This is a genomic window from Flavobacterium sp. GW823-FHT06G12 (assembly GCF_058794775.1).
On sequence record NZ_JBXAHE010000002.1, the window covers coordinates 479,901 to 502,956 of the forward strand.

General features: G+C 33.4%; 24 protein-coding genes. 19 read left to right on the plus strand and 5 right to left on the minus strand.

All coding sequences use genetic code 11. The features are described from left to right. Nucleotides 1–9: 9 nt before the first annotated feature. The 11 genes from hemA (at nucleotide 10) to AC1Q5Z_RS09075 (ending at nucleotide 9,440) form a co-directional block, all read left to right on the plus strand. Nucleotides 10–1,260: a glutamyl-tRNA reductase gene (gene hemA, locus AC1Q5Z_RS09025; RefSeq protein ID WP_111377704.1), complete on the plus strand. Its 1,251-nt coding sequence runs from the start codon at nucleotides 10–12 to the stop codon at nucleotides 1,258–1,260. A 103-nt stretch (nucleotides 1,261–1,363) separates the two neighbouring features. After that, a complete protein-coding gene (hemC, locus tag AC1Q5Z_RS09030) occupies nucleotides 1,364–2,287 on the plus strand; it encodes a hydroxymethylbilane synthase (RefSeq protein ID WP_343584690.1) in 924 nt (307 codons plus the stop codon). Then, nucleotides 2,287–2,952, plus strand: coding sequence for a uroporphyrinogen-III synthase (locus AC1Q5Z_RS09035; RefSeq protein ID WP_492444434.1), 666 nt, complete (start codon nucleotides 2,287–2,289; stop codon nucleotides 2,950–2,952). The genes hemC and AC1Q5Z_RS09035 overlap by 1 nt, the downstream gene beginning before the upstream one ends. Before the next feature lie 106 nt (nucleotides 2,953–3,058). Then, a complete protein-coding gene (gene hemE, locus AC1Q5Z_RS09040; protein WP_492444436.1) occupies nucleotides 3,059–4,084 on the plus strand; it encodes a uroporphyrinogen decarboxylase in 1,026 nt (341 codons plus the stop codon). Nucleotides 4,085–4,197: 113 nt separating this feature from the next. Then, nucleotides 4,198–4,749: a transposase gene (locus AC1Q5Z_RS09045; RefSeq protein ID WP_492444438.1), complete on the plus strand. Its 552-nt coding sequence runs from the start codon at nucleotides 4,198–4,200 to the stop codon at nucleotides 4,747–4,749. A gap of 120 nt (nucleotides 4,750–4,869) precedes the next feature. Beyond that, complete coding sequence (locus AC1Q5Z_RS09050) at nucleotides 4,870–5,547, plus strand: hypothetical protein (RefSeq protein WP_492444440.1); 678 nt, start codon at nucleotides 4,870–4,872, stop codon at nucleotides 5,545–5,547. 3 nt (nucleotides 5,548–5,550) lie between these two features. After that, complete coding sequence (locus tag AC1Q5Z_RS09055) at nucleotides 5,551–5,934, plus strand: hypothetical protein (protein ID WP_198855124.1); 384 nt, start codon at nucleotides 5,551–5,553, stop codon at nucleotides 5,932–5,934. Further along, nucleotides 5,931–6,476, plus strand: coding sequence for a GNAT family N-acetyltransferase (locus AC1Q5Z_RS09060; protein ID WP_492444442.1), 546 nt, complete (start codon nucleotides 5,931–5,933; stop codon nucleotides 6,474–6,476). The genes AC1Q5Z_RS09055 and AC1Q5Z_RS09060 overlap by 4 nt, the downstream gene beginning before the upstream one ends. Next, the gene (gene hemF / locus AC1Q5Z_RS09065; protein WP_492444443.1) at nucleotides 6,473–7,378 is read left to right on the plus strand and encodes an oxygen-dependent coproporphyrinogen oxidase; all 906 of its coding nucleotides are present in this window, start codon (nucleotides 6,473–6,475) and stop codon (nucleotides 7,376–7,378) included. The genes AC1Q5Z_RS09060 and hemF overlap by 4 nt, the downstream gene beginning before the upstream one ends. A 143-nt stretch (nucleotides 7,379–7,521) precedes the next feature. After that, nucleotides 7,522–8,460, plus strand: coding sequence for a DUF4421 family protein (locus tag AC1Q5Z_RS09070; protein WP_492444444.1), 939 nt, complete (start codon nucleotides 7,522–7,524; stop codon nucleotides 8,458–8,460). Between the two features lie 83 nt (nucleotides 8,461–8,543). Next, nucleotides 8,544–9,440: a fructose bisphosphate aldolase gene (locus tag AC1Q5Z_RS09075; protein ID WP_492444446.1), complete on the plus strand. Its 897-nt coding sequence runs from the start codon at nucleotides 8,544–8,546 to the stop codon at nucleotides 9,438–9,440. A gap of 53 nt (nucleotides 9,441–9,493) precedes the next feature. Here the strand turns inward: AC1Q5Z_RS09075 and AC1Q5Z_RS09080 are convergent, their stop codons facing one another. Beyond that, complete coding sequence (locus AC1Q5Z_RS09080) at nucleotides 9,494–11,371, minus strand: hypothetical protein (protein ID WP_343584669.1); 1,878 nt, start codon at nucleotides 11,369–11,371, stop codon at nucleotides 9,494–9,496. Between the two features lie 4 nt (nucleotides 11,372–11,375). Further along, nucleotides 11,376–12,008, minus strand: coding sequence for a hypothetical protein (locus AC1Q5Z_RS09085; RefSeq protein WP_492444448.1), 633 nt, complete (start codon nucleotides 12,006–12,008; stop codon nucleotides 11,376–11,378). A gap of 266 nt (nucleotides 12,009–12,274) precedes the next feature. Here AC1Q5Z_RS09085 and hemB point away from each other — a divergent pair, with 266 nt between their 5' ends. Genes hemB through AC1Q5Z_RS09100 form a run of 3 tightly spaced genes read left to right on the plus strand, consistent with a single transcriptional unit; the run spans nucleotide 12,275 to nucleotide 14,023 of the window. Continuing rightward, nucleotides 12,275–13,270, plus strand: coding sequence for a porphobilinogen synthase (gene hemB, locus AC1Q5Z_RS09090; RefSeq protein ID WP_343584665.1), 996 nt, complete (start codon nucleotides 12,275–12,277; stop codon nucleotides 13,268–13,270). 1 nt (nucleotide 13,271) lies between these two features. Further along, nucleotides 13,272–13,613, plus strand: coding sequence for a cupin domain-containing protein (locus AC1Q5Z_RS09095; RefSeq protein ID WP_492444449.1), 342 nt, complete (start codon nucleotides 13,272–13,274; stop codon nucleotides 13,611–13,613). An 11-nt stretch (nucleotides 13,614–13,624) separates the two neighbouring features. Beyond that, nucleotides 13,625–14,023, plus strand: coding sequence for a c-type cytochrome (locus AC1Q5Z_RS09100; protein ID WP_492444450.1), 399 nt, complete (start codon nucleotides 13,625–13,627; stop codon nucleotides 14,021–14,023). A gap of 68 nt (nucleotides 14,024–14,091) precedes the next feature. Here AC1Q5Z_RS09100 and AC1Q5Z_RS09105 read toward each other — a convergent pair whose 3' ends face one another. Next, on the minus strand, nucleotides 14,092–16,149 hold the full coding sequence (locus tag AC1Q5Z_RS09105; RefSeq protein WP_488755575.1) for a M13 family metallopeptidase: 2,058 nt from the start codon (nucleotides 16,147–16,149) through the stop codon (nucleotides 14,092–14,094). Between the two features lie 226 nt (nucleotides 16,150–16,375). On the opposite strand from AC1Q5Z_RS09105, the gene AC1Q5Z_RS09110 reads away from it, so the two are divergent. From AC1Q5Z_RS09110 to AC1Q5Z_RS09130, 5 genes are all read left to right on the plus strand, one after another. Then, entirely contained in the window at nucleotides 16,376–17,041 is a 666-nt protein-coding gene (locus AC1Q5Z_RS09110; protein WP_278020050.1) for an SCO family protein, read from the plus strand. 103 nt (nucleotides 17,042–17,144) lie between these two features. After that, nucleotides 17,145–17,384 (plus strand): FeoA family protein, encoded by a 240-nt coding sequence (locus AC1Q5Z_RS09115; RefSeq protein ID WP_008465698.1) that lies wholly within the window; start codon nucleotides 17,145–17,147, stop codon nucleotides 17,382–17,384. Further along, nucleotides 17,384–19,483 (plus strand): ferrous iron transport protein B, encoded by a 2,100-nt coding sequence (gene feoB / locus AC1Q5Z_RS09120; RefSeq protein ID WP_343584653.1) that lies wholly within the window; start codon nucleotides 17,384–17,386, stop codon nucleotides 19,481–19,483. The genes AC1Q5Z_RS09115 and feoB overlap by 1 nt, the downstream gene beginning before the upstream one ends. A gap of 7 nt (nucleotides 19,484–19,490) precedes the next feature. After that, nucleotides 19,491–19,616 carry a FeoB-associated Cys-rich membrane protein gene (locus AC1Q5Z_RS09125; protein ID WP_286972067.1) on the plus strand — a complete coding sequence of 42 codons (126 nt, stop codon included), beginning with the start codon at nucleotides 19,491–19,493 and terminating at the stop codon, nucleotides 19,614–19,616. A gap of 366 nt (nucleotides 19,617–19,982) precedes the next feature. Further along, nucleotides 19,983–20,909 carry an alpha/beta fold hydrolase gene (locus tag AC1Q5Z_RS09130; protein WP_343584651.1) on the plus strand — a complete coding sequence of 309 codons (927 nt, stop codon included), beginning with the start codon at nucleotides 19,983–19,985 and terminating at the stop codon, nucleotides 20,907–20,909. Nucleotides 20,910–21,243: 334 nt separating this feature from the next. Here AC1Q5Z_RS09130 and AC1Q5Z_RS09135 read toward each other — a convergent pair whose 3' ends face one another. Then, the gene (locus tag AC1Q5Z_RS09135) at nucleotides 21,244–21,897 is read right to left on the minus strand and encodes an HD domain-containing protein (protein ID WP_198855108.1); all 654 of its coding nucleotides are present in this window, start codon (nucleotides 21,895–21,897) and stop codon (nucleotides 21,244–21,246) included. A 149-nt stretch (nucleotides 21,898–22,046) separates the two neighbouring features. Beyond that, entirely contained in the window at nucleotides 22,047–23,042 is a 996-nt protein-coding gene (locus tag AC1Q5Z_RS09140) for an acyl-ACP desaturase (RefSeq protein ID WP_198855107.1), read from the minus strand. Nucleotides 23,043–23,056 lie beyond the last annotated feature (14 nt).

Here is a 23,056-nt window from a genome sequence, read left to right on the forward strand (position 1 = left end):
AGTGAATTTATGGAAAACAATAACGTACCGAAACACCTTTATTTTTACTCAGTTGGTCTGAGTTATAAAAAAGCTGATGCTGAGGTTAGAGGTCAATTTAGTTTGGACGCCGTTGCGAAAACTCGCCTGCTGGAACAAGCTAAAAACGATGGAATAGAAAGTTTACTAGTTACTTCAACTTGCAACAGAACTGAAATCTACGGTTTTGCTGAACATCCATTTCAATTAATAAAACTTATCTGCGACAACAGCAACGGTTCTGTTGATGCTTTTCAAAAAGTTGGTTTCGTTTACAAAAATCAAGAAGCAATAAATCATTTATTTCGCGTAGGAACTGGTTTAGATAGTCAAATCTTAGGCGATTTCGAAATTATATCTCAAATTAAAACTAGTTTCATTCATTCAAAATCTTTAGGTTTAGCGAATGCTTTTATGGAAAGACTAGTAAATGCTGTTATTCAAGCGAGCAAAAGAATTAAAAACGAAACGGAGATTAGCTCTGGAGCTACTTCGGTTTCTTTTGCATCGGTACAATACATTCTTAAAAATGTAGAAGATATCAGCAACAAAAATATTTTACTTTTTGGAACTGGAAAAATCGGAAGAAATACATGCGAGAATTTAGTAAAACATACTAAAAACGAGCATATCACTTTAATCAACAGAACTAAAGATAAAGCAGAGAAATTAGCAGGAAAGTTAAATCTGATTGTTAAAGATTATTCTGAATTACATTTAGAACTTCAAAAAGCCGATGTTGTAGTCGTAGCAACCGGTGCTCAAAACCCAACGGTTGACAAAGCCATTTTAAATCTTAAAAAACCTTTGTTGATTCTGGATTTATCGATTCCGAAAAACGTACATGAAAATGTTGAGGAATTAGAAGGTGTAACTTTAATTCACATGGATTATTTGTCTCAATTGACAGATGAAACTCTAGAAAATAGAAAATTACACATTCCGGCTGCAGAAGCGATCATCGAAGAAATCAAAGAAGAATTTGTTACTTGGATGAAAGGAAGAAAATTTGCTCCGACAATTAATGCTTTAAAAGAAAAATTAAACGCTATTAAAGCTTCGGAACTAGATTTTCAAAGTAAAAAAATCGCAGACTTTAATGAAGAGCAAGCTGAAATCATCAGTAACCGAATCATTCAAAAAATCACTACACATTTTGCCAATCATTTAAAAGACGACGATACCATGGTTGATGAAAGCATCGAATGGATCGAAAAAGTCTTCAAAATAAAAGCATCTTAAATAAAATTTAAACCATATAAGTTATATAAGTTCATTTAAAAACTGTGTTTTACCCAAACTGCTTAAATTACTTATATAACTTATATGGTTCAAAAAATAAAACATGGCTGAAAAAACAATCAGAATAGGAACGCGCGATAGCGAATTAGCACTTTGGCAAGCACACACTGTAGAGAAAAAACTAAACGATTTAGGTTATAAAACTTCAATTGTGGCTGTTAAATCTCAAGGTGATATTATTCTGGACAAACCTCTTTATGAGTTAGGTATTACAGGGATTTTTACCAAAACGCTGGACATTGCTATGATCAATGGCGATATTGATATTGCGGTGCATTCTATGAAAGATGTTCCAACGGCTTTGCCAAAAGGTATCGTTCAAGGTGCAGTTTTACCAAGAGCCAATGTTTTAGATATTCTAGTGCATAAAGGAAATCCTGATTTTACAAATCCAAGTACCATTGCAACAGGAAGTCTTAGACGTCAGGCACAATGGTTCAACAAATACCCAAATCATACAGTAGTTGACTTACGCGGAAACGTAAATACGCGTATGCAGAAATTACAAGACAATGATTGGGACGGAGCTGTTTTTGCAGCTGCAGGTTTAGAGCGAATCAACTTAAAACCAGAAAATTTTATCAATTTAGATTGGATGATTCCCGCGCCGGCACAAGGAGCAATGCTTGTTGTGGCAATGGAAAATGACAACTATACTTTGGATGCTCTTTCTCAATTAAATGATATTGAAACTGAAATCTGTACACATATCGAGCGTCAGTTTTTGAGAACTTTAGAAGGCGGATGTACTGCCCCAATTGGAGCTTTGGTGACTTATAACGAAGATGAAGACACGCTACATTTTCAAGGTGTTTTGCTTTCTATTGACGGAAAACAAAAATTGGAAATTGATAAAACGGTTGACATTTCAGAATGGAAAAAACTAGGTTTCAACTCTGCGCAAGAGATTTTGAATAATGGAGGAACGGAATTAATGCAGAAAATCAAAGAATCTCTGAAGAAATAATGGCAAAATCAGTTCAAATATTATCTACTAAAATATTATCTCCTTTTCATAAGCAAGAACTAATGAAATATGGCGTTGAATTACTTGAAGCCGATTTTATTAAAACAGAAAACAAACCTTTCGAATTAAAAGACCTCAACGAAAGTCTAATTTTTACAAGTCAAAATGCTGTTCATAGTGTTTTATCAGATCCAAAATCAGAAGAACTAAAAAAGAAAAATGTGTACTGCGTTGGACTTAAAACCAAAAATCTTTTAGAAGAAAACGGTTTTAATGTTATTGCCTACACCGGTTATGCATCAGATTTGGCCGAAATTATCACTTTGATTTATGGCAATGAAAGCTATACTTTTTTCAGCGGAAACCTTAGAAGAGATACTTTGCCGGAAGCTTTAAAAGAAAACGGAATTAAATTCAATGAAATTCAGGTTTATGAAACTACGCTGCAACCTCAGAAAATAAAAGCAAATCCCGAAGCAATTTTGTTTTTTAGTCCGTCTGGAGTTAAAAGTTATCTGAAACACAATACCATAAATAAACAAATCTGTTTCTGCATTGGAGATACCACCGCAGAAGCTTTATCAAAAATAACAAAGAATATCATCATCGCAGATCAACCAACAATTGACGACGTGATCGAAGATGTAATTCACGAATACAAATAATGTTTACGACTTCCTGCAAGGTTTTCAAAACCTTGTAGGTTTAAATATAAATCAACAAATAATACCTACAAGGTTTTGAAAACCTTGCAGGAAAAACAAATAAGAGATGTTAAAAAACGACCTATTTTTAAAAGCATTAAAAGGAGAAACAGTTCAGCGTCCGCCGGTATGGATGATGCGTCAGGCAGGAAGATATTTACCAGAATTTAGAGAACTTCGCGATAAATATGATTTTTTTACACGTTGTGAAACTCCAGAATTAGCAGCTGAAATTACAGTTCAGCCAATTCGTAGAATTGCTCCAGATGCTGCGATTTTATTCTCAGATATTCTAGTAGTGCCACGCGCAATGGGAATTCATGTTGAATTGAAAGATAATTTAGGTCCGATTATTCCAAATCCAATTCGTACAATGGAACAAGTAAATCAACTTATTGTTCCAGATGTAAATGAAACTTTAGGTTATGTTTTTGACGCTGTGAAATTGACTAAAGAAATGTTGAATGATGAAGTTCCGTTAATTGGTTTCGCTGGTTCGCCTTGGACAATTTTTTGTTATGCTGTGGAAGGAAAAGGTTCTAAAAGTTTTGATACTGCAAAAGGATTTTGCTTTTCAAACCCGGTTGCAGCGCATACTTTATTGCAAAAAATCACAGATACAACAATTTTATACTTAAAAGAAAAAGTAAAATCGGGAGTAAACGCCGTTCAGATTTTTGATTCTTGGGGAGGAATGCTTTCTCCTGTTGACTATCAGGAATTTTCTTGGAAATACATCAACCAAATTGTTGATGCTTTAGCTGAAATTACTCCGGTTATTGTTTTCGGAAAAGGATGCTGGTTTGCACTTGGCGAAATGGGTAAAAGTAAAGCTTCTGCACTAGGAGTTGACTGGACTTGTTCGGCTAGAAATGCTCGTTATTTATCTGGCGGAAACATTACTTTGCAAGGAAACTTTGATCCGTCAAGATTACTTTCTCCGATTCCGACTATCAAGAAAATGGTTCACGAAATGATCGACGAGTTCGGAAAAGATAAATATATTGTAAATTTAGGTCATGGAATTTTACCAAATATCCCTGTAGACCACGCAAAAGCGTTTATTGACGCTGTGAAAGAATACGGAAATTAGTATTTAGTGTTCAATCTCGATTTGATTTCCTGCAAGGTTTTCAAAACCTTGTAGGTATAAAAGTTCTTCTTTATATTTACAGTAAAAACTTACTTTTTTAGTAAATATAAAAAATGAAACTTGAAACACTTAGTAAGGATTGTTGTTATCATATTTATAATAGAGGAATTAACGGAACAACTATTTTTGAAAATGACGCTAACAAACTTTATTTCTTAAAACAATTAGCTAAATATACAGAACATAAAATTTCAGTTTTTGCATACTGCTTGATGAATAATCACTTTCACTTAGTTATTCGTCTAAATGTAGAAGAAAAAGAGGTTACACAAGCATTTTCAAACTTATTTAATTCTTATGCTAAGGCATTTAATAAACAAACCAATAGAACAGGAAGTTTATTCGAAAAACATTTTAAAAGAATAAGATTAAAAGATGAAAATTATTTAAGGCGACTGATTCTTTATGTTCATTTAAATCCGGAACATCATTTTGATTTAGATTTTAAAAATTTCAAATTTTCATCTTATCAAGCTTTCTTTTCCAATAAGGAAACAAAAATTGAACGTGATGAAATTATAGAATTGTTTGGAGGAGCTACTAATTTTCTTTTTTGTCATAATCAAAAAAATGATATTTTAAATGAAGTTTATACATTTGAATGATTGTTATGTTCCGTTCTCCTGCAAGGTTTTCAAAACTTTGTAGGTTTATTAAATGTTTATTTTTAAATACAATATAATTAATACCTACAAGGTTTTGGAAACCTTGCAGGAAGAAAAAATATGCTAGCGAATCTAAACCTCAACAGAAACTCACCGTTTTCATTTATCGAATATGGATTTCAGGCGTACTACGCTTATGTGTTTTTGATGGTTTGGACGCATCCAGAATTGCACCCAGTAAGTCTTATAAATGACTTAGCGGTTTTGATGGCTTTTGAGTTTATAATGGTTCATTCAGGAGTTTTTATGGCGGTTATGCCAAAAAAATGGTCACTTTTTGTGTTTTTCCCACTCTACGGATTATTTGCCTACTCTTTTAATGAATCAGTAGTTAATACTAACATTCTTTATATTTATCTGCTTACGGTTTTAAATAGAATGCGATTTGCCTTTTCAAATGTAGCGCCAGAAGTCAGAATGTATCAAATGGGAAAATCTGCAGCAAAAGCGGTTTTCTACTTTTTCCTAATCCTAGCAGTTTGCATTGGAAATTCTATAGTCCCTCCATTCGGACTGACAAATGAGTTTTTAGAAAAATCACATTATTTCCAAACCGTTAAATCAAGCGGGTTATTTATAGAAAAGCCTTATGTGCCTATCTGTATGGGATTTATTTATTATGCTTTGCCTGTTTTGTATTTTGTTTATCGAATACTAAAAGGCTTTGGAAAAAAGGAATCTTCTCAAAATGGGAAATTAATTTTTAGCCGAACAACTGTCAAATCGAATAAATTCTAAATTATGCTAAATAAAGGCTTACGAGATGAAGAAAAAATAAGAATTGATAACGTTCTCAAAACGTTACGAACTCTTGTTTTTGTGCCTTATCCTTTGGATGATTTACAAAAGACAGAAATTGAAAATCAACTAAAAGAATTCGCTTTAAACATTGAAACTTTAGTCGATTATTCCAATGAGGATTTAATCACATTATTAATGCGCCTTCATCTTGATTGGGATCAATTAGAACAATTTGCTGATATTTTAATTGAATTTTCTAAAACCGAAAGTTATAATTTTTCAGAAAAAGCATTAGCGGTTTATCAATATATTCAGCAAGAAAGCAAGGTTTTTTCTTTTGGAATAAATACTAAAATCGCATCTTTAAAAAACAACCGCATATGAGTTTTATAGATTGGAAAACAGATCGAATTGAGAAAGTTCTTTCTGAGGAGTTTTACAAACTAATCGACAAGAATAAAAATCATATTAGAAAAACATTTCCTGTAACACTAGCTAATTCTGACTCACCAGAAAAGGCAGAAAATTTTATCTCAGTTAATAAAAACAAGGAAAGAAATAGCGAAGGATATTATTTCTTCGCCCGAGACATCAAAACAAATAATCTAATTGGTTATTTATGTGTAAAAACTATCGATTATCGAATTTCAAAATGTGAATTAGGTTATTTTATTGACGAAGATTTTCAGGGAAAAGGAATTACATCCAAAATGGTTTCAGACGCGCTTGAATTTTGTTTTGATGAATTAAAAATGAATAAAGTTTTCATTTGTACATCAGAAGTAAATTTAGCAAGTCAACGAATTGCATTAAAACATAATTTTAAACAAGAAGGAATTTTAAGAGATGAATTTAGAAATGGTGACGGCACTTTGCAAAATACCGTCTATTTCGGACTTCTTAAATCAGAATATATAAAATCATGAAAGACAAATTTTACGCATACATACAAAATTTACAAGACCAGATTTGCGCTGGATTAGAAGCGGTTGACGGAACTGCAAAATTCCGTGAAGACTTATGGAAACGTCCAGAAGGCGGAGGCGGAAGAACTCGCGTTATTGAAAACGGAGCTGTTTTCGAAAAAGGTGGCGTAAACATTTCGGCCGTTCACGGAAAACTTCCTGAAACAATGCAGAAAATGTTTGGTGTTGGCGAAGCAGATTTCTTTGCCTGCGGATTAAGTTTGGTTTTACATCCCAAAAATCCGATAGTTCCTACCGTGCACGCCAATTGGCGATATTTTGAAATGTACGATGAAAACGGAAATGTAATCGAACAATGGTTTGGCGGCGGGCAAGATTTAACGCCATATTATTTGTTTGAAGAAGATGCAAAACACTTTCATCAAACTTGTAAAACAGCATGTGACAAACACAATCCAGAGTTTTATCCAAAATATAAAAAGAAATGTGATGAATATTTCTGGAATGCACACCGAAATGAAGCCCGTGGACTTGGCGGTTTATTCTTTGACTACTGCAAAGCAAATGAGCAAATGTCTATGGAAAACTGGTACGATTTTGTAACCGAAGTGGGAAATAGTTTCCTTGAAGCTTATGTTCCAATTGTAGAAAGAAGAAAAAACCTTTCTTATACTCCAGAGCAAAGAACCTGGCAAGAAATTCGACGTGGACGTTACGTTGAGTTCAATCTGGTTCACGATAAAGGCACGTTGTTCGGTTTAAAAACCAACGGAAGAATCGAAAGTATTTTAATGAGTTTGCCTCCGCATGTGCAATGGGTTTACGATCATCATCCAGAAGCAGGTAGTGAAGAAGAGAAATTAATCCATGTATTGGCAAATCCTCGTGAGTGGATTTCTTAATCTAAAAATTTATTTAACACATAGAAACATAGATTTAAAGACCTATCTTAGAGGTAATTTTAGAAAATTATATTTTTTCACATAGCTCTATGTGAATTATTAAAATGGAACTTCTTTTGAAATTTATCTAAAACTATGTTTCTATGCGTTTAAAACTGATTTACGCCACATTCTTTATCAGCATTTTTGGGTGCTTTGCCCAAAAAGATTCCCTGCAAAATCCGTATTTTAAATCATATAATGATAAAATTACTGCTAGTATTTATTATCTAGATACTTCCAATAGTTTTCAGATTGCTTCAGATAATACCGATCCGAAAACATATGTAAATCTAATTCCGAATCGAAGAGAACAAATAGGTTTTACATTAAACTATAAAATCATTGATATCACAATTGGTTTTGCTCCTAAATTTCTAAGTCAAAATAAAGGTGATTCTCATTCCAAGAATTTTAATTTCAATACCCGTTTTTACTTAAAAAAATGGATGCAGTCGTTTACTTTTATCAATCAGAAAGGATTTTATATTAGTGATGATAATATAATTGCGCAATTGCCAAACATGCGAACAACAAAAATTGGCGGATCGACCGCTTATGTTTTTAATGATAAATTCTCTTTTAAAACATTGGTAAGTCAAAACGAATGGCAGACCAAAAGTTCTGGAAGTTTTATTCCGACTTTCTCTTTTTATTACACCAATTTAGATTTAAATACTCCCGATTCGTCACCTGGCGATATTTATGTTATAACACTTGCGCCCTCCTATTTTTACAATTTCGTAATTAGTGATCGCGTCTTAATTGGCGCTGGACTCGCTTTGGGTGCCGGAATTAATATTATTGACGGAGACACCTCTGCTTTGTATCAAGCAGATTTCAATTTGAAATTGGCTTATAACAAAGATCGTTTTTTTGGTTTTGCCAGTCTTAACACAATTGGTTTTGCGCAAGATGACAAAGTCGATCCGCGATTGAATGATAATATTTCTACTCTAAAACTGTCTGTTGGTTATCGATTTGATCCTCCAAAAAAAGTAAAAGAAGTCTACGATAAGGTGAATGAAAAAATAGGTCTTTGATGAAATCTTAATCTGAAATAAACGGCCAACAGGATAAAAATGCTTAAATTACAGAGATTTATGAAAAACTAAAATTCATTATTATGGGAAATAAAAACACAGAACAATTAAATCTCATGCATTCTGGAAAAGGATTTATTGCAGCATTAGATCAAAGCGGTGGAAGTACTCCTAAAGCACTTTTACAATATGGAGTGGCAGAAAACCAATATACAAACGATGAAGAAATGTACACTCTTGTACATGAAATGAGAACTAGAATTATTAAAAGTCCTGCATTTGACAGCCAATATATTCTCGGTGCCATTTTGTTTGAAAACACAATGGATCGTAAAATCGACGGACAGTGGACAGCAGATTATTTATGGGAGAAAAAACATATTATTCCTTTTTTGAAAGTAGATAAAGGTCTTGCAGAAACTGCAAATGGCGTACAACTAATGAAACCCATTTCTGGCTTAAACGAATTGCTTGATCGGGCTGTAGAACGTAATATCTTTGGAACTAAAATGCGTTCTGTAATAAAAGAAGCCAATCCCGAAGGAATACGAGATGTTGTTGCCCAGCAGTTTGAAGTGGGAAAACAAATTTTCAGCAAAAGTTTAATTCCAATTATAGAACCTGAAGTTAATATTTACAGTCCTGATAAAGAAAAATCGGAAGAGATTCTGAAACAAGAAATCCAAAAACAGCTTAATTCATTGGATAAAGAGGTAAAAGTAATGCTGAAACTTTCAATTCCGACTGTAAACGATTTTTATAAAGATCTCATTTCAGATCCGCATGTGGTTCGTGTTGTAGCGCTTTCTGGTGGCTATTCACGCGAAGAAGCAAATCAAAAACTCTCTCAAAACCAAGGATTGATTGCCAGTTTTTCTAGAGCATTGTCTGAAGGATTAACCGCAAATCAGTCTGATGAAGATTTTAATGCTGAATTAAAAGAAACCATCAAAGGTATTTATCAGGCTTCAATTACTTAGAAAACATAAAAAAATCCCTGAAGCAATATTGTTTCAGGGATTTTTCTTTTCAATTATTTAGAAGTCATTTCTTCGGCTAAATCCAATGTCTGTAGAATAATGTTTTTATCAGACTTAAAAGAGTTTAGTTTAAAAACAAATTTCAATTTATTGTCGATTAGCTTTTTAGGAGATTCAATAGAAATATCTGAAAACTGAGATGAAATTTTAGTCATTCGATCCAATTCTGAATCTTTTGCTTTTTTGCCAAATGTTTTCACGGTTTTCGCAAGATCCAGTTTTCCAGAAATATAGTTTTTACTCAAATCTTTCTTTGTGTCTTTTGCAAAAGATCCTTTCCCAGAACCAAAATAATCTTTTGTGTTAGCAACAATTACTACATCTTTGTCTTTTGCAATAAAAATATCACCATAATCTTGTGTACCTGCAACAATATATGAATTTCCGTTTGGGATCAATACTTTTTTACGAACACCCAATTGCAATAATTTATCTCCAAATGTTGGATGCGTAGAAGTAAAAATCACAGAAAACAACGGAACATCTTTTTTCACTTTTTCTTCGGTTATTGTTTCTTCATAATTTTCGTCATAACCGTATTTTTTGCTCAATACCTCAACTTGTTTCACATCATATAAAAAAGCGCTTAAATCACCGTCAAAAAGCTTTGCTGTTGCTTCTTCGTCAACAATTGTAGAAATCAAATCTGTAATTAGCGTAATATCTTCTTTCGCAAATTTTGGATTTTGAAATAATTCCGACATTAATGATGGAAAATTTTCGAGCGCTGCTTTGGTATTTACGTGATACGAAATGTATCCTAGAGGTTTTTCTGCAGGAAAATAATTAAAGATATTTTTATTGATTTTTCTATCGCTGATTTTGCTTACAACACTTGCAATTTCTGGAGCATATTCAACCACCTCTTCAATTCGAGAATTATCATTATCAAAATAAAAATCCAGATTAATGCCTTTTATAAAATTTCCGAAATTCTTCTGCATAGGCAGGTATTTATCATAACCTCCAAATAATGCTAAAGGATAATTGTATAAAGAATAAAAACTAGACATAAGTCCGCCATAATTTACCCAAGTCGAAATATCTGCCGAAGCATTTATTTTTGAAAAACTTGGCGTTGTAAAACCATTTTCAAATAAACCTTTTATAATTTGGCTTTGCTGTTCGGCTAGTTTTTTATCAAATTCTGCCTGCTCTGCGGTATATTCTTCATAAGGATTTCCATCGTACAGATAATCTTGGTCTGTTGTTTCTACTGATCCAGCTGGTGCTTCAACGGCTATTGGTTCGTCTCGTATTACAGATGGTTCTGCTATTTTTGGCGGATTTGGTGCTTCTTCTACTCCGTACACTGGCGGAGCATCTACAATTACCGTTTCTTCATACGGCTCTGAAATTCCTATTGAATCATTTAAAACAGGAGGTCCGTCTGGAGAAGCGTAAAATTTATTAGGAAGTCTTTTTGTCAATTCAAATATGACCAAATAATTATCATTCCATACAAATGATCTTTTTAAACCGCTTGGTGTAAAAACAGCATATTTTCCAAATTCCTCAATTGTACTATTCTTCCCGTTTGCGCCTTGCTTTTCAATCAGATATTGTCTTACTGCTTCTTTGTTTTTTATCGGAATGGTAACTTGATAAAACGGAACGCTATCTAAGAAATTCCCATGAACCGTAATTTTTTGATCTAATTGAATGATCGAAGTATATTGACGAAGATCAAAATCAGGTTTTTTACTAGTGTATCTAGTAATAATTGAGTGGTTCAGCACTTCGTTTATGTTTACTTTCTTCGAAAGCTGATTTCCGTTAAACTGAACAAAATAATCGTATTTGTCTGGACTCGTTTGTCCAAAAGTAAAATAGGCGGCAAATAGAAAAACTAGAGTGTAAAAGTACTTCATAAAATCAAGGCGTTAATTGGATTGTATTATTCATTAAGGTCGATTTTTTAAAAACACTGTACATACTTTGCTTTAAAAAAACCGTTTTTTTATTTTTTGAAATTTGACTGTTTGCATTATCAACAGACAAAATATCTTTATCGAAAGTATAAATAGAAATAATGCTGGCTTCTTCCAGATCTTTCTTTTTCTTTGGGTCATTTACTATTTTTTCGGGAATTGGATACGAGGCAATTCTTTCAAAAGTTTTACCGCTTCCGCTAAAGTGAATCTGATCGCGCTGATTGTTTATCGTATTTACAACTGCGTTTAGAGCTTTTAAATTGGCATAATTAAGTTTGATAATGAAAACGTAATTCTGAAAATCTGTTTTTGTAACAACATTTGAAATTCCATCAATCTTCAACGCTTTTTCTTTAAAATCACTAAGTTTCGCGGTAATTTCCTGTTCGTTCGGAATTTTCACACCATCAACTTCTTCCAGCCAAATAGCCGATTTGGTCTTAAACCAAGATTTCGAAAAGTCAACCATCAGTGTATATTCACCACTTTGATTGTCGTGATGTTTGATTCTTTCAGTAATCTCAAAACAGCTCGTTAAGAGCAAACAGCAAAATAAAGCGAGAATTTTCTTCATTTTACAAATTTAGATGGAATATTCTGAAAAACCATGCTTTGACTCAAACAATAAAAAATCTAAATTTTTAGATAATATTAACGGATTCTGAGGCAAGCTAAACGCCTTATTCTGTTCCTTTTTCTTTAACTTTGCACCACTCATTAAAAAGTGAGATAAACTTCAAAAAAAATAAAAACAACTGCAGTTTTAGAATAAGGATTTATCAATCTGTTTTCATAATTCAGGTTAAAATCTGAAATCTAAAATCTAAAATCTAAATTTATATGTTCCCATTACAAAGAGGCAGAAGATTAAGAGTAAATGAATCAATTCGTTCTTTAGTACGTGAAACCAGTTTAAGTCCATCGGATTTTATGTTTCCAATGTTTATTGCTGAAGGAGAAAATGTAAAAGTCGAAATTCCGTCTATGCCAGGAATTTTCAGAAGATCAATAGATTTAACGGTTGAAGAAGTAAAAGAACTTTATGATTTAGGGATTCGCGCTGTAAATATTTATGTAAAAGTTAGCGAAAATCTAAAAGACAATACTGGAAAAGAAGCTTGGAATGCTAACGGATTAATGCAACAAGCTATTCGTGCCATAAAAGCAGCTTGTCCAGAAATGATTGTTATGCCAGATGTGGCTTTGGACCCGTATTCAATTTATGGTCATGACGGAATCATAAAAGATGGCGATGTAGAAAACGACAGCACAGTTGATGCTTTAGTAAAAATGGCCGTTTCGCACGCAGAAGCTGGTGCCGATTTTGTTGCGCCAAGTGATATGATGGACGGACGCGTTTTACGCCTTCGCGAAGGTTTAGATGCTGCTGGATTTCAAAATGTTGGAATCATGAGTTATTCTGCTAAATACGCTTCCGCTTTTTACGGTCCGTTTAGAGATGCTTTAGATTCTGCTCCAAAAGAAGCTGATGTTGTGGTTCCAAAAGACAAAAAAACATACCAAATGGATTATGCCAATCGTATCGAAGCAATTAAAGAAGCTTTGTCTGACGTAGAAGAAGGCGCAGATATGGTTATGGTAAAACCAGGAATTGCTTATTTGGATATTGTTCGCGAAATAAAAAATACTGTACATGTTCCTGTAACTGTTTATCAGGTTTCTGGAGAATATGCTATGATTAAAGCGGCATCTGAAAGAGGCTGGCTGGATCACGACAAAATTATGATGGAACAGTTAATGTGTATCAAACGTTCGGGTGCTAATCTTATTTCGACATACTTCGCAAAAGAAGCGGCAATTTTATTAAACAAATAAAATGATCGTCGACAAACAAAATGCTTCTCATTATTTATGGGGAGACAATTGCGACAGCTGGATTTTGGCAGATACTGAAGGTTTATCTGTTAAACAAGAAAGCATGCCAAGCGGAACCAAAGAAAAACTGCATTTTCATAATCATTCTCAGCAGTTCTTTTTCATTCTAAAAGGCACAGCAACTTTTTATCACGGAAAAAAAACTGAAATTGTAAATGCAAATCAAGGTTTATTGATTGAGGCGAAAACACAGCATTATATTGCTAATGAAAGTCAAGAACAATTAGATTTTTTGGTTATTTCGCAGCCTTCAACAAATAATGACAGAATTACAATTGAATAAAATCTAAAAACATGAAAAAGGTATTATTCCTATCTGCAGTTTTAGCATTGGCCTCTTGCAAAAAAGAAGCTTCTGAGCCAACAAACGCAACAACAGAATCTGTTTCTGAAGGAGAATCAGCAAAAGCCAAAAGTCCAGAAGAACTAGGAAAACAGCTTTTTGAAGGAGCTGGAAATTGTTTTGCTTGCCATCAGCCAAATCAAAAAGTAGTTGGGCCAAGCATTAAAGAAATTGCCAAAATCTATAAAGACAAAAATGGTGATATTGTTACTTTCCTGAAAGGAAATGCAGAACCAATTGTTGACCCAAGTCAGTTTGAGGTTATGAAAGCCAATTTTGCAATTACGCAGTCAATGTCTGATGAAGAATTAAAAGCAATTGAAGCTTACATCTACAGTCATTTGAAATAATTGACTTTTATCCCATAAAAAAAGGCGCTTTTATCAAGCGCCTTTTTTAGTATTATAAAAATTTATGATTACCAGATTTTAACTCGTTTTTCTGGTTCAACGTACATTTTATCACCTTTCTTAATATCAAACGCTTTGTAGAAAGCATCAACATTCTGAATTGGCACATAAGCTCTGTACATTCCAGGAGAGTGTGGATCTGTTTTTACTTGATTTTTAATTGCTTCATCTCTTGTTTTTGTTCTCCAAACGGTAGCCCAAGAAATAAAGAATCTTTGTTCAGGAGTAAATCCGTCAATTAAACCTGGGTCTCCATGTTGCTTCAAATACAATTGCAAACCATCGTAAGCTGCATTAATTCCTCCCAAATCTCCAATGTTTTCACCCAATGTAAAATGACCATCAACGTGAATGCCTGGCAATGGCTCAAGAGCACTGTATTGATTTGCCAAATCGTTTCCTAAAGTGGTAAACTGTTTCAAATCATCTTCTGTCCACCAGTCTACTAAATTTCCTTCTGCATTGTAACGTGCTCCAGAATCATCAAATCCGTGAGAAATCTCGTGTCCGATTACCGCACCAATTCCACCATAATTAACTGCTTCATCAGCTTGATAATTATAGAAAGGTGGCTGAAGGATTGCTGCTGGGAATACAATTTCGTTATAAGACGGATTGTAATAGGCGTTTACTGTCTGAGGAGACATATGCCACTCTGTTTTATCAACTGGTTTACCCAATTTTTCAATGCCTTTTTGGAAATTCCATTTTGCAATGTTTTTATTATTCTCAAAATATGTTCCGCCTTCAGCAATACTTTTGATCGTTAATGCAGAGTAATCTTTCCATTTGTCAGGATATCCAACTTTAATGGTAATTTTATTCAACTTTTCGATTGCCTTAGCTTTTGTATCTGTAGACATCCAAGTCAAATTGTTTATACGGTTTTGGTAAGCCGTAATAACGTTATGAATCATGTCAAGCGCTTTAGTTTTTGCTTCAGCAGGAAAAACTTTCTCTACATACAATTTACCAAGTGCTTCTCCAACATTGCGATTTACGACTGCAAGCCCTCTCTCATCTGCAGGAAGTTGTTTAATTGCTCCTCTTAATGTTTTACTATAAAAATCAAAATTAGCATTATCAATTGCTGTTGTCAACTTAGTTGCAGAATTGTTTAACAGATCCCATTTTAAGTATTCTTTCCATTGTGCAACTTTGTTTTCTTTGAAAACAGTTTCTAAAGCTGTCATATATTTAGGCTCAGACACAATTACACTTTCTAATTTAACGATTCCTAAACCAGCAAAATATTCGTTCCATTTGATCGATGGAGTTAGCTTTTGAAGTTCAGCAATTGTCATTGGATTGTATTGCAAACGGCTGTCTCTTCTTTCAACTCTGTTTAATCTTGGTTGCGACAACTCTGTTTCAAGAGCTAAAATTTCAGCAGCACTTTGTTTTGCTTTTTCTGGAGATTCTCCAATAAACTGAAGCATTCTCGCAACATGCAATTCATATTTTGCACGTTTCTCTTTCGAATCTTTATCGTCAGAAGTATAATAATCTTTATCAGAAAGCCCTAATTCGCTTGGACCTAAATTTACAGAGTTTTTAGAACTGTCTTTATCATCAGCTCCAATGTAAATTCCGAAAAATCCAGCATTTCCTTCTTTTTCCATTTCAACCAAATATTTCTGAACATCAGCAATATTTTTAATTGCATCGATTTTTTTCAGATAAGGTTTTAAAGGCTCGATTCCTCTTTTATTTCTTCCAATAGAATCTAAATAAGTATTGTACAGGTTAATTGCTTTTCCTTGATCTGTATTAGATTTGTACTTTGGATTTTTTGAAGCATCTTGCAAAACTGCCATTACATCTTTGTCAGTCTTTTTAATCAGTTCATTAAAACTTCCCCAAGTCGTACGATCACTTGGAATTTCTGTTTTTTCTAGCCAAGTACCGTTTACATATTTGAAAAAATCCTGACTTGGACTAATTTTCGTATCCATATACGAAACATTGATACCCGGTTCCTTTGGAGCATTTTGTGCCTGGGATGCAGTAATTGCAAACATTGCAGATATCACACCAAACACAGGTTTAGCAAATTGTTTTTTCATAAAAAATTATAGTTTAAGGGAAAATACAAACATATTGTTATTATTTCAAAAATTGTGTTAAAATTCTAACTGCAAAGTCAAAAAGACAGATAAATTTCACAAATAGAAAATTAGCACTGAGGTATTTGTCTACAATACTTAGTAAAAGTTACAAAAGCCTGTTAAAAAAATAATTCAGTAAAGTTTTTAAAATCTGCTTTTTGTATTTTTGCGCCAAATTATTTTTATGAAATCGCTTTTATACAAATACCGCAAATTCTTTATTGTTTTAATAGTATTTTCGGTTGTTACGATATCTTTGTTTTACTCTGCATTAAAACCAAAAAAGACACTTCCAATTTACAATCCTGCCGATGTAAATCCTGAATTGGTTGACAGTACCGTTCAGTACAAAAGCAAGTACCACACCATTGCCGATTTCTCTTTCATCAATCAAAACGGAGATACCATTACTCAGAAAAATTACGAAGGAAAAATTTACGTTGCCGATTTCTTCTTTACAACCTGCGGATCAATTTGTCCAAAAATGACAACTAATCTAGAAGAGGTGCAAAAAGCTGTTTTAAATAATCCGAAAGTAATGTTGTTGTCTCATACTGTTTTTCCAGAAGTAGACAGTGTTTCGGTTTTAAAAGAATATGCTATAAAACATCATGTTGTAGACAGCAAATGGAATTTGGTTACTGGCGATAAAAAAGAAATCTACACTATGGCCAGAAAATCATACTTGGCTGTTAAATTAGGAAGGCCAGATCAGCTTTATGATATGGTGCATACCGAGAATTTTGTTTTGGTCGATCAAAAACGCCGAGTTAGGGGTTTTTATGATGGGACAAATAAAGAAGATATAAAACGCCTTTTAGAAGACATCGAATTCCTGTCTCAAGAGTAAAATCCCTTATTTTTAGAAACATTTAGCATTTGTCGAAGTGTTAAATGCCTTGAAATAAAGAATAATTGCCTACTTTTGCAATCTAAATTCAATCTAAATAAGCTTGCAAAATACAATACACACTCTGAAAAAAGGCGAAAAAGCCATTATCAAAGATTTTGATATCGATCTTATTCCACTTAAATTATTAGAAATGGGTTGTCTTCCTGGCAGCTTAGTTGAATTGCTTCAAGTTGCACCTTTTGGCGATCCGTTATATTTAGATATTAATGGTTCTCATGTTGCAATTCGTATAGAAACAGCTCGTGAAATTGAAGTTGAACTTATCAAAACCAATTTGTAATGAGTGTTCAGAATATTAATGTTGCCCTTATCGGAAATCCTAATACAGGAAAAACTTCTGTTTTCAATCAATTAACAGGTCTTAACCAGCAAGTCGGAAATTATCCTGGAATTACGGTTGAGAAGAAAATCGGATTCTGTAAATTACCTAATAACGTAAAAGCGAATATTCTAGACCTACCTGGAACGTATAGTTTGAACGCAAGTTCGATGGACGAAAGTGTGGTAATCGAGCTTTTGCTAAACAAAAATGATAAATTATATCCAGATGTAGCAGTTGTTGTAACAGATGTCGAAAATCTGAAACGAAATCTGCTAATCTACACACAGATAAAAGATCTTGAAATTCCAACGATTTTGGTCATCAACATGTCAGATCGTATGGAACGCAAAGGAATCTCTTTAGATATTCCGCATTTAGAAGATAAACTAAAAACAAAAATTGCTTTAGTAAGTTCGCGTAAAGGTTTAGGAATTGAAGAATTAAAAGAACTAATTGTTTCTTATAAAACACTTCCGAGCGAGCCTTGTTTAAATGCCTCTGTAATTGATCCAGAATATTTTGAAAAATTACAAAAAGCTTTTCCAAACCAGTTAATGTATAAATTGTGGTTGGTAATTACACAAGATGTCAATTTCTTGAATTTAGATCGAAATGAAATCAGAAGTACATTTACCAAATCGCATTCAGAATTAAAGCGCTTACAGCAAAAAGAAACCATCAAAAGATATCAGTTTATCAATGATGTTTTAAAAGAAGGTTTAAAGGTCGATGCTTCAATGGCAAATGATATTCGTGCAAAACTTGATCGTGTTTTAACTCACAAGGTTTGGGGCTATTTCATTTTCTTTGCTATCTTATTTTTGATTTTCCAATCGATTTTCAGCTGGTCAACTATTCCGATGGATTTCATTGACAGCACTTTTGCTTCATTAAGCAGCTGGGTTGCAGAAGAATTGCCAAGCGGTATTTTAACCGATTTACTTTCGCAAGGAATTATTCCGGGAATTGGCGGAGTCGTTATTTTCATTCCGCAAATTGCCGTATTGTTCTTATTTATTTCGATTTTAGAAGAGAGCGGATATATGAGCCGCGTAGTGTTTTTGATGGATAAAATCATGCGTAAGTTTGGACTTTCAGGAAAAAGTGTCGTGCCTTTGATTTCTGGAACAGCTTGTGCGATTCCGGCAATTATGGCAACTAGAAACATTGAAAACTGGAAAGAACGTCTTATTACGATTTTAGTAACGCCATTTACTACCTGTTCTGCTAGATTACCCGTTTATGCCATTATTATATCGCTTGTTGTTCCTAGCAAACGTATTTTCGGATTTCTAAATGTTCAAGGATTAACACTAATGGCGCTGTATGTTTTAGGCTTTTTTGCCGCAATTTTATCTGCCTATATTTTGAATAAAGTTTTAAAATTAGAATCTAAAACTTATTTTGTGGTCGAAATGCCAAGCTATAAAATGCCTCTTTTCAAAAACGTCGGAATCAATGTGGTAGAAAAAACGAAAGCATTTATTGCTGGAGCAGGAAAAATCATTCTTGCCATTTCAATTATATTATGGTTCTTGGCTTCTTACGGACCAGGAAAAGAATTCAACGAAGCAGAAACTATTGTAAAAGAAAGATTTGCCAATACAACTTTAGACGAAACACAATTTGAAAATGAAGTTAATTCTCAAAAATTAGAGAATTCTTATATCGGATTAATGGGACGCGCTATTGAACCTGTAATTCAGCCTTTGGGTTACGATTGGAAAATCGGAATTGCCTTGATTAGTTCGTTTGCTGCGCGTGAAGTTTTCGTTGGAACTTTGGCGACTATTTACAGCGTTGGAGATACTGATAACGAATCGACCATAAAAAGCAAAATGCAAGCAGAAGTTCGCCCAGATACTGGAAAAAAAGTATTTGACTTTGCAACAGGAATTTCTTTATTGTTCTTTTATGCTTTTGCTATGCAATGTGCCAGTACATTGGCCATTACAAAAAAGGAAACCAATTCGTGGAAATGGCCTGCAATGCAGTTAGTTTTCATGAGCGGATTGGCTTATTTTGCCGCATTAATTGCGTATCAACTTTTAAAATAAAAAAGTTATGTTTCAAGAAATTATAGCCTTTGCGATATTAGGATTAGCGGTTGCTTTCCTTATCAAAAAATTCTTCTTTAAATCTAAAAAGAAAAAAGATTGCGGCAGCGGAACCGATTGTGGATGTTCGTAATTTTAAGGTTCTAAGATTCTAAGGTACTAAGACTAAATGCTAAAAGCTTCAAGTAGATTTTGATTTCTATTTGAAGCTTTTTTGCAAACCTAAAAAATGCCTTATTATGTTATTTATAAAACCTGAAATGGCATATTTGTATATTTTCTGAAATTAATTTTGTCTTCTAAAATTTATTTAAGATGACACCAGAAGATAGAATGGAAATAATTCGAGATAACAGAGTTGCTCGATTACTATGGTTTGCAATAGGTTTTTTCTGCGCGACAATTATCACTTATTTAATGATGAAAAATAATCATTAGTTTTTTCTCTGCTGTTTTAATTATACTTTTATCATATTAAAACAGCAAAAAAAACTTTCAAATGAATCTAAAAACTCCTTTATTTTTCTTTCTATTTTTATGTTTTGCTCAGAGCGGAATCTCTCAAACAAAAACAGATGCAAAACAAAATTCAAATAATACTTTCCTAACTTCAGACGGAGTTCCTTTATTTTTGAAAGTTTCAGGAAAAGGAGATGTCTGCATTTTTGTACATGGCGGTCCTGGCGCTTGGAGCAAGTCGTTTGAAGAATTTGGCGGAAATGTTTTAGAAGATAAACTCAAAATGTGTTATTACGATCAAAGAGGATGCGGTCGCTCAGGATCTTCTGCAGATAACAATTACAGCATGGACAGAATGATTGCTGATATTGAAGAAATTCGAGTTCATCTTAAAACAGATAGAGTATTTGTAATCGGACATTCGTTCGGGGGAATTTTAGCCACCAAATATGCCGAGAAATATCCTCAACATGTAAAAGGTTTAATTCTATTGAATGCTACGCTAGATATTAACGACTCTCTTTTGAATCAAATTGCTTTTATGGGTAAAACTCTTGGAGAAGATTTTGCAGTAAAAAGCAAGGATTCAATCTTAAACACATTTTTTGAAGCCAAAACAAAAATTAAAAAAGCTGACCTAGATTATAAAATGCTGTCTGACAATAGAGCAAATGTAGAAAAACTAGACAGCATCGATAATAGTGAAAAAAGGAATTCCTCTTTTGCACAGCATGCACTAAGCGGTCCGTTATACTTTAGTGATTTTACAAAAGAAACTGCTTCTATTAAAGTTCCAACTCTAATAATCTCAGGAACCAAAGACAACAATATTGGTCCAGAACATTATCGTCTGTTCAAATTTCCAAATCAAGAAGTTAAGATTATTAAGGGCGGACATATTTTGTATTACGAACAAAACAAGGAATTTAAAAATGTGATTGAGAGATTTGTTCAGAAACTTACATAAGGAAAAGATGAAAGACGACTGAGACTAAAATAAAAATTGTCTTATTCTAATGATTTAAAGACTTTTCTTGGCATCATCATACTCTCTATAAAATTACTTTTGAAGTGTTTAAAATACATTCAAAATGACAAGGTTTGAAAAAAGAGAAATGGTTAGAAATAATAGCATTACAAAGTTATTGTGGTTTTCAATAGGATTCTTATGCGCTTTTATAATTATGTGTTTTTTAAAATCGAGATTATAAATCTGCATAAATCTCTATAGAGAAATTCATCACCAAATAAAAAAACGGCTCTAGATTAGAGCCGTTTTTCTTTTTATATCTAAATTAAATCTACTTCAACCCTTCCCATTCTGCATAAAACTGAGCGAGGAAAATTTCCATAAAACGATGTCTTTCGGCAGCGATTTCTTTTCCTTTTTGGGTATTCATTTTATCTTTTAACAACAAAAGCTTTTCATAGAAATGGTTTATCGTCGGGGCGTTGTTGTTTTTATACTCCTCTTTTGTCATATTGGTTACAGGAGCAATTTCTGGATTATATAAAGCTCTGTTCTTAAATCCTCCATAATTGAAAGCTCTTGCAACGCCAATTGCTCCAATTGCATCTAAGCGATCTGCATCTTGAACAACATCCAATTCAACCGAAGAGAACTTTCTTTCGAAATTTCCGCCTTTATAAGAGATATTTTCAATGATATTAACAACATGTGCAATTATATCCTCAGAAACATTTTCGGCTTCTAAAAACGCTCTTGCTGTTTTCGGTCCAATAGTTTCATCTCCGTTATGAAATTTGCTATCGGCAATATCATGCAATAAAGCACCCAATTGCACCACTGTAAGATCACATTCTGTTTCTTTGGCAATCAAAAGAGCATTTTTAAAAACACGTTCTATATGAAACCAATCGTGTCCGCCTTCGGCATCGTTTAGTTTTTCTTTAACAAAAGCAATAGTTTTAATAATCAATGCTGAATCGCTCATACAGAAGTTTTTACGGTTTATAAAAAAAGTTGATTGTTGAAAATTTTAATTCTCCAACAATCAACAATATACTTTAAAGCAACAATGTTGCTTTTTTAAATTTTAATCTAAAAATTTCAAATTCAAATCTAAAATCAGGAATCTAAAATTTAAAGTCTCGCTGGTTCAACCCACTTAAAGATATGAGATTCTTTAGGAATCACAATTCTTTCAGAGATTTTAGCCATACGTGCTGGCAATTTCATTAAGTAATCACGTGCTTTTTCTGCTTCGTCATTCAAATTGGTGATTTTGTCAATTTCCCATTTGTTGATTAATTTCTGCATGATTTCAACATAATCGTTTGCTGTGTAAACACCAATACGTTGTGCAGAATCTGAGAATTGTTCGAAAGCTGTACTTATTTTTTGACCAGATTCTCTTAAGAAGTGAGCCGGCATAACGATTTTTTGTTTCATCATGTATTGAAACGCCAACATCATTTCGCTTGGATCAACTTGGAAAATTCTAGTAACAAATTCGCTGTATGCGTGGTGGTGACGCATTTCATCACCTGCAATCATTTTACACATTTTAGACAATTTGTTATCGCCAAATTTCTTAGCTATCTGAGCTACTCTATTGTGCGAAACATAAGTTGCTAATTCCTGAAAACTAGTGTACACAAAGTTTTTGTATGGGTCAGTTCCAGTTCCAATATCAAAACCGTCGTTGATAAGATGCTGTGTTGTCATTTCGATTTCACGCATATTTACACGACCAGACAAATACAAGTATTTATTTAAAAGATCTCCGTGACGGTTTTCTTCGCCAGTCCATTGTTTTACCCACTTAGCCCAGCCATTTCCTTGACTTCCTTCTTGCTGATCTATTCCTTCTACATCCATTAACCATGATTCATATGTAGGCAATGCTTCTTCTGTGATGGTATCACCAACAAGCGTAACCCAGAAATCGTACGGAAGTTCTTTAGCAATTTCGCGTAATTCTTTTACCTCTTCAAAGAAGTTTTCTCCTTGAGAATTTGGTAAGAAATCCGACGGCTGCCAAATTTTTTCCACTGGAATTAAATACTGTTCAACGAAGCTATCCACGTTTTTTTCCAAAAACTGCATTACTTCTAATCTAATGTTTTTTATAGACATTACTTATTATAGAT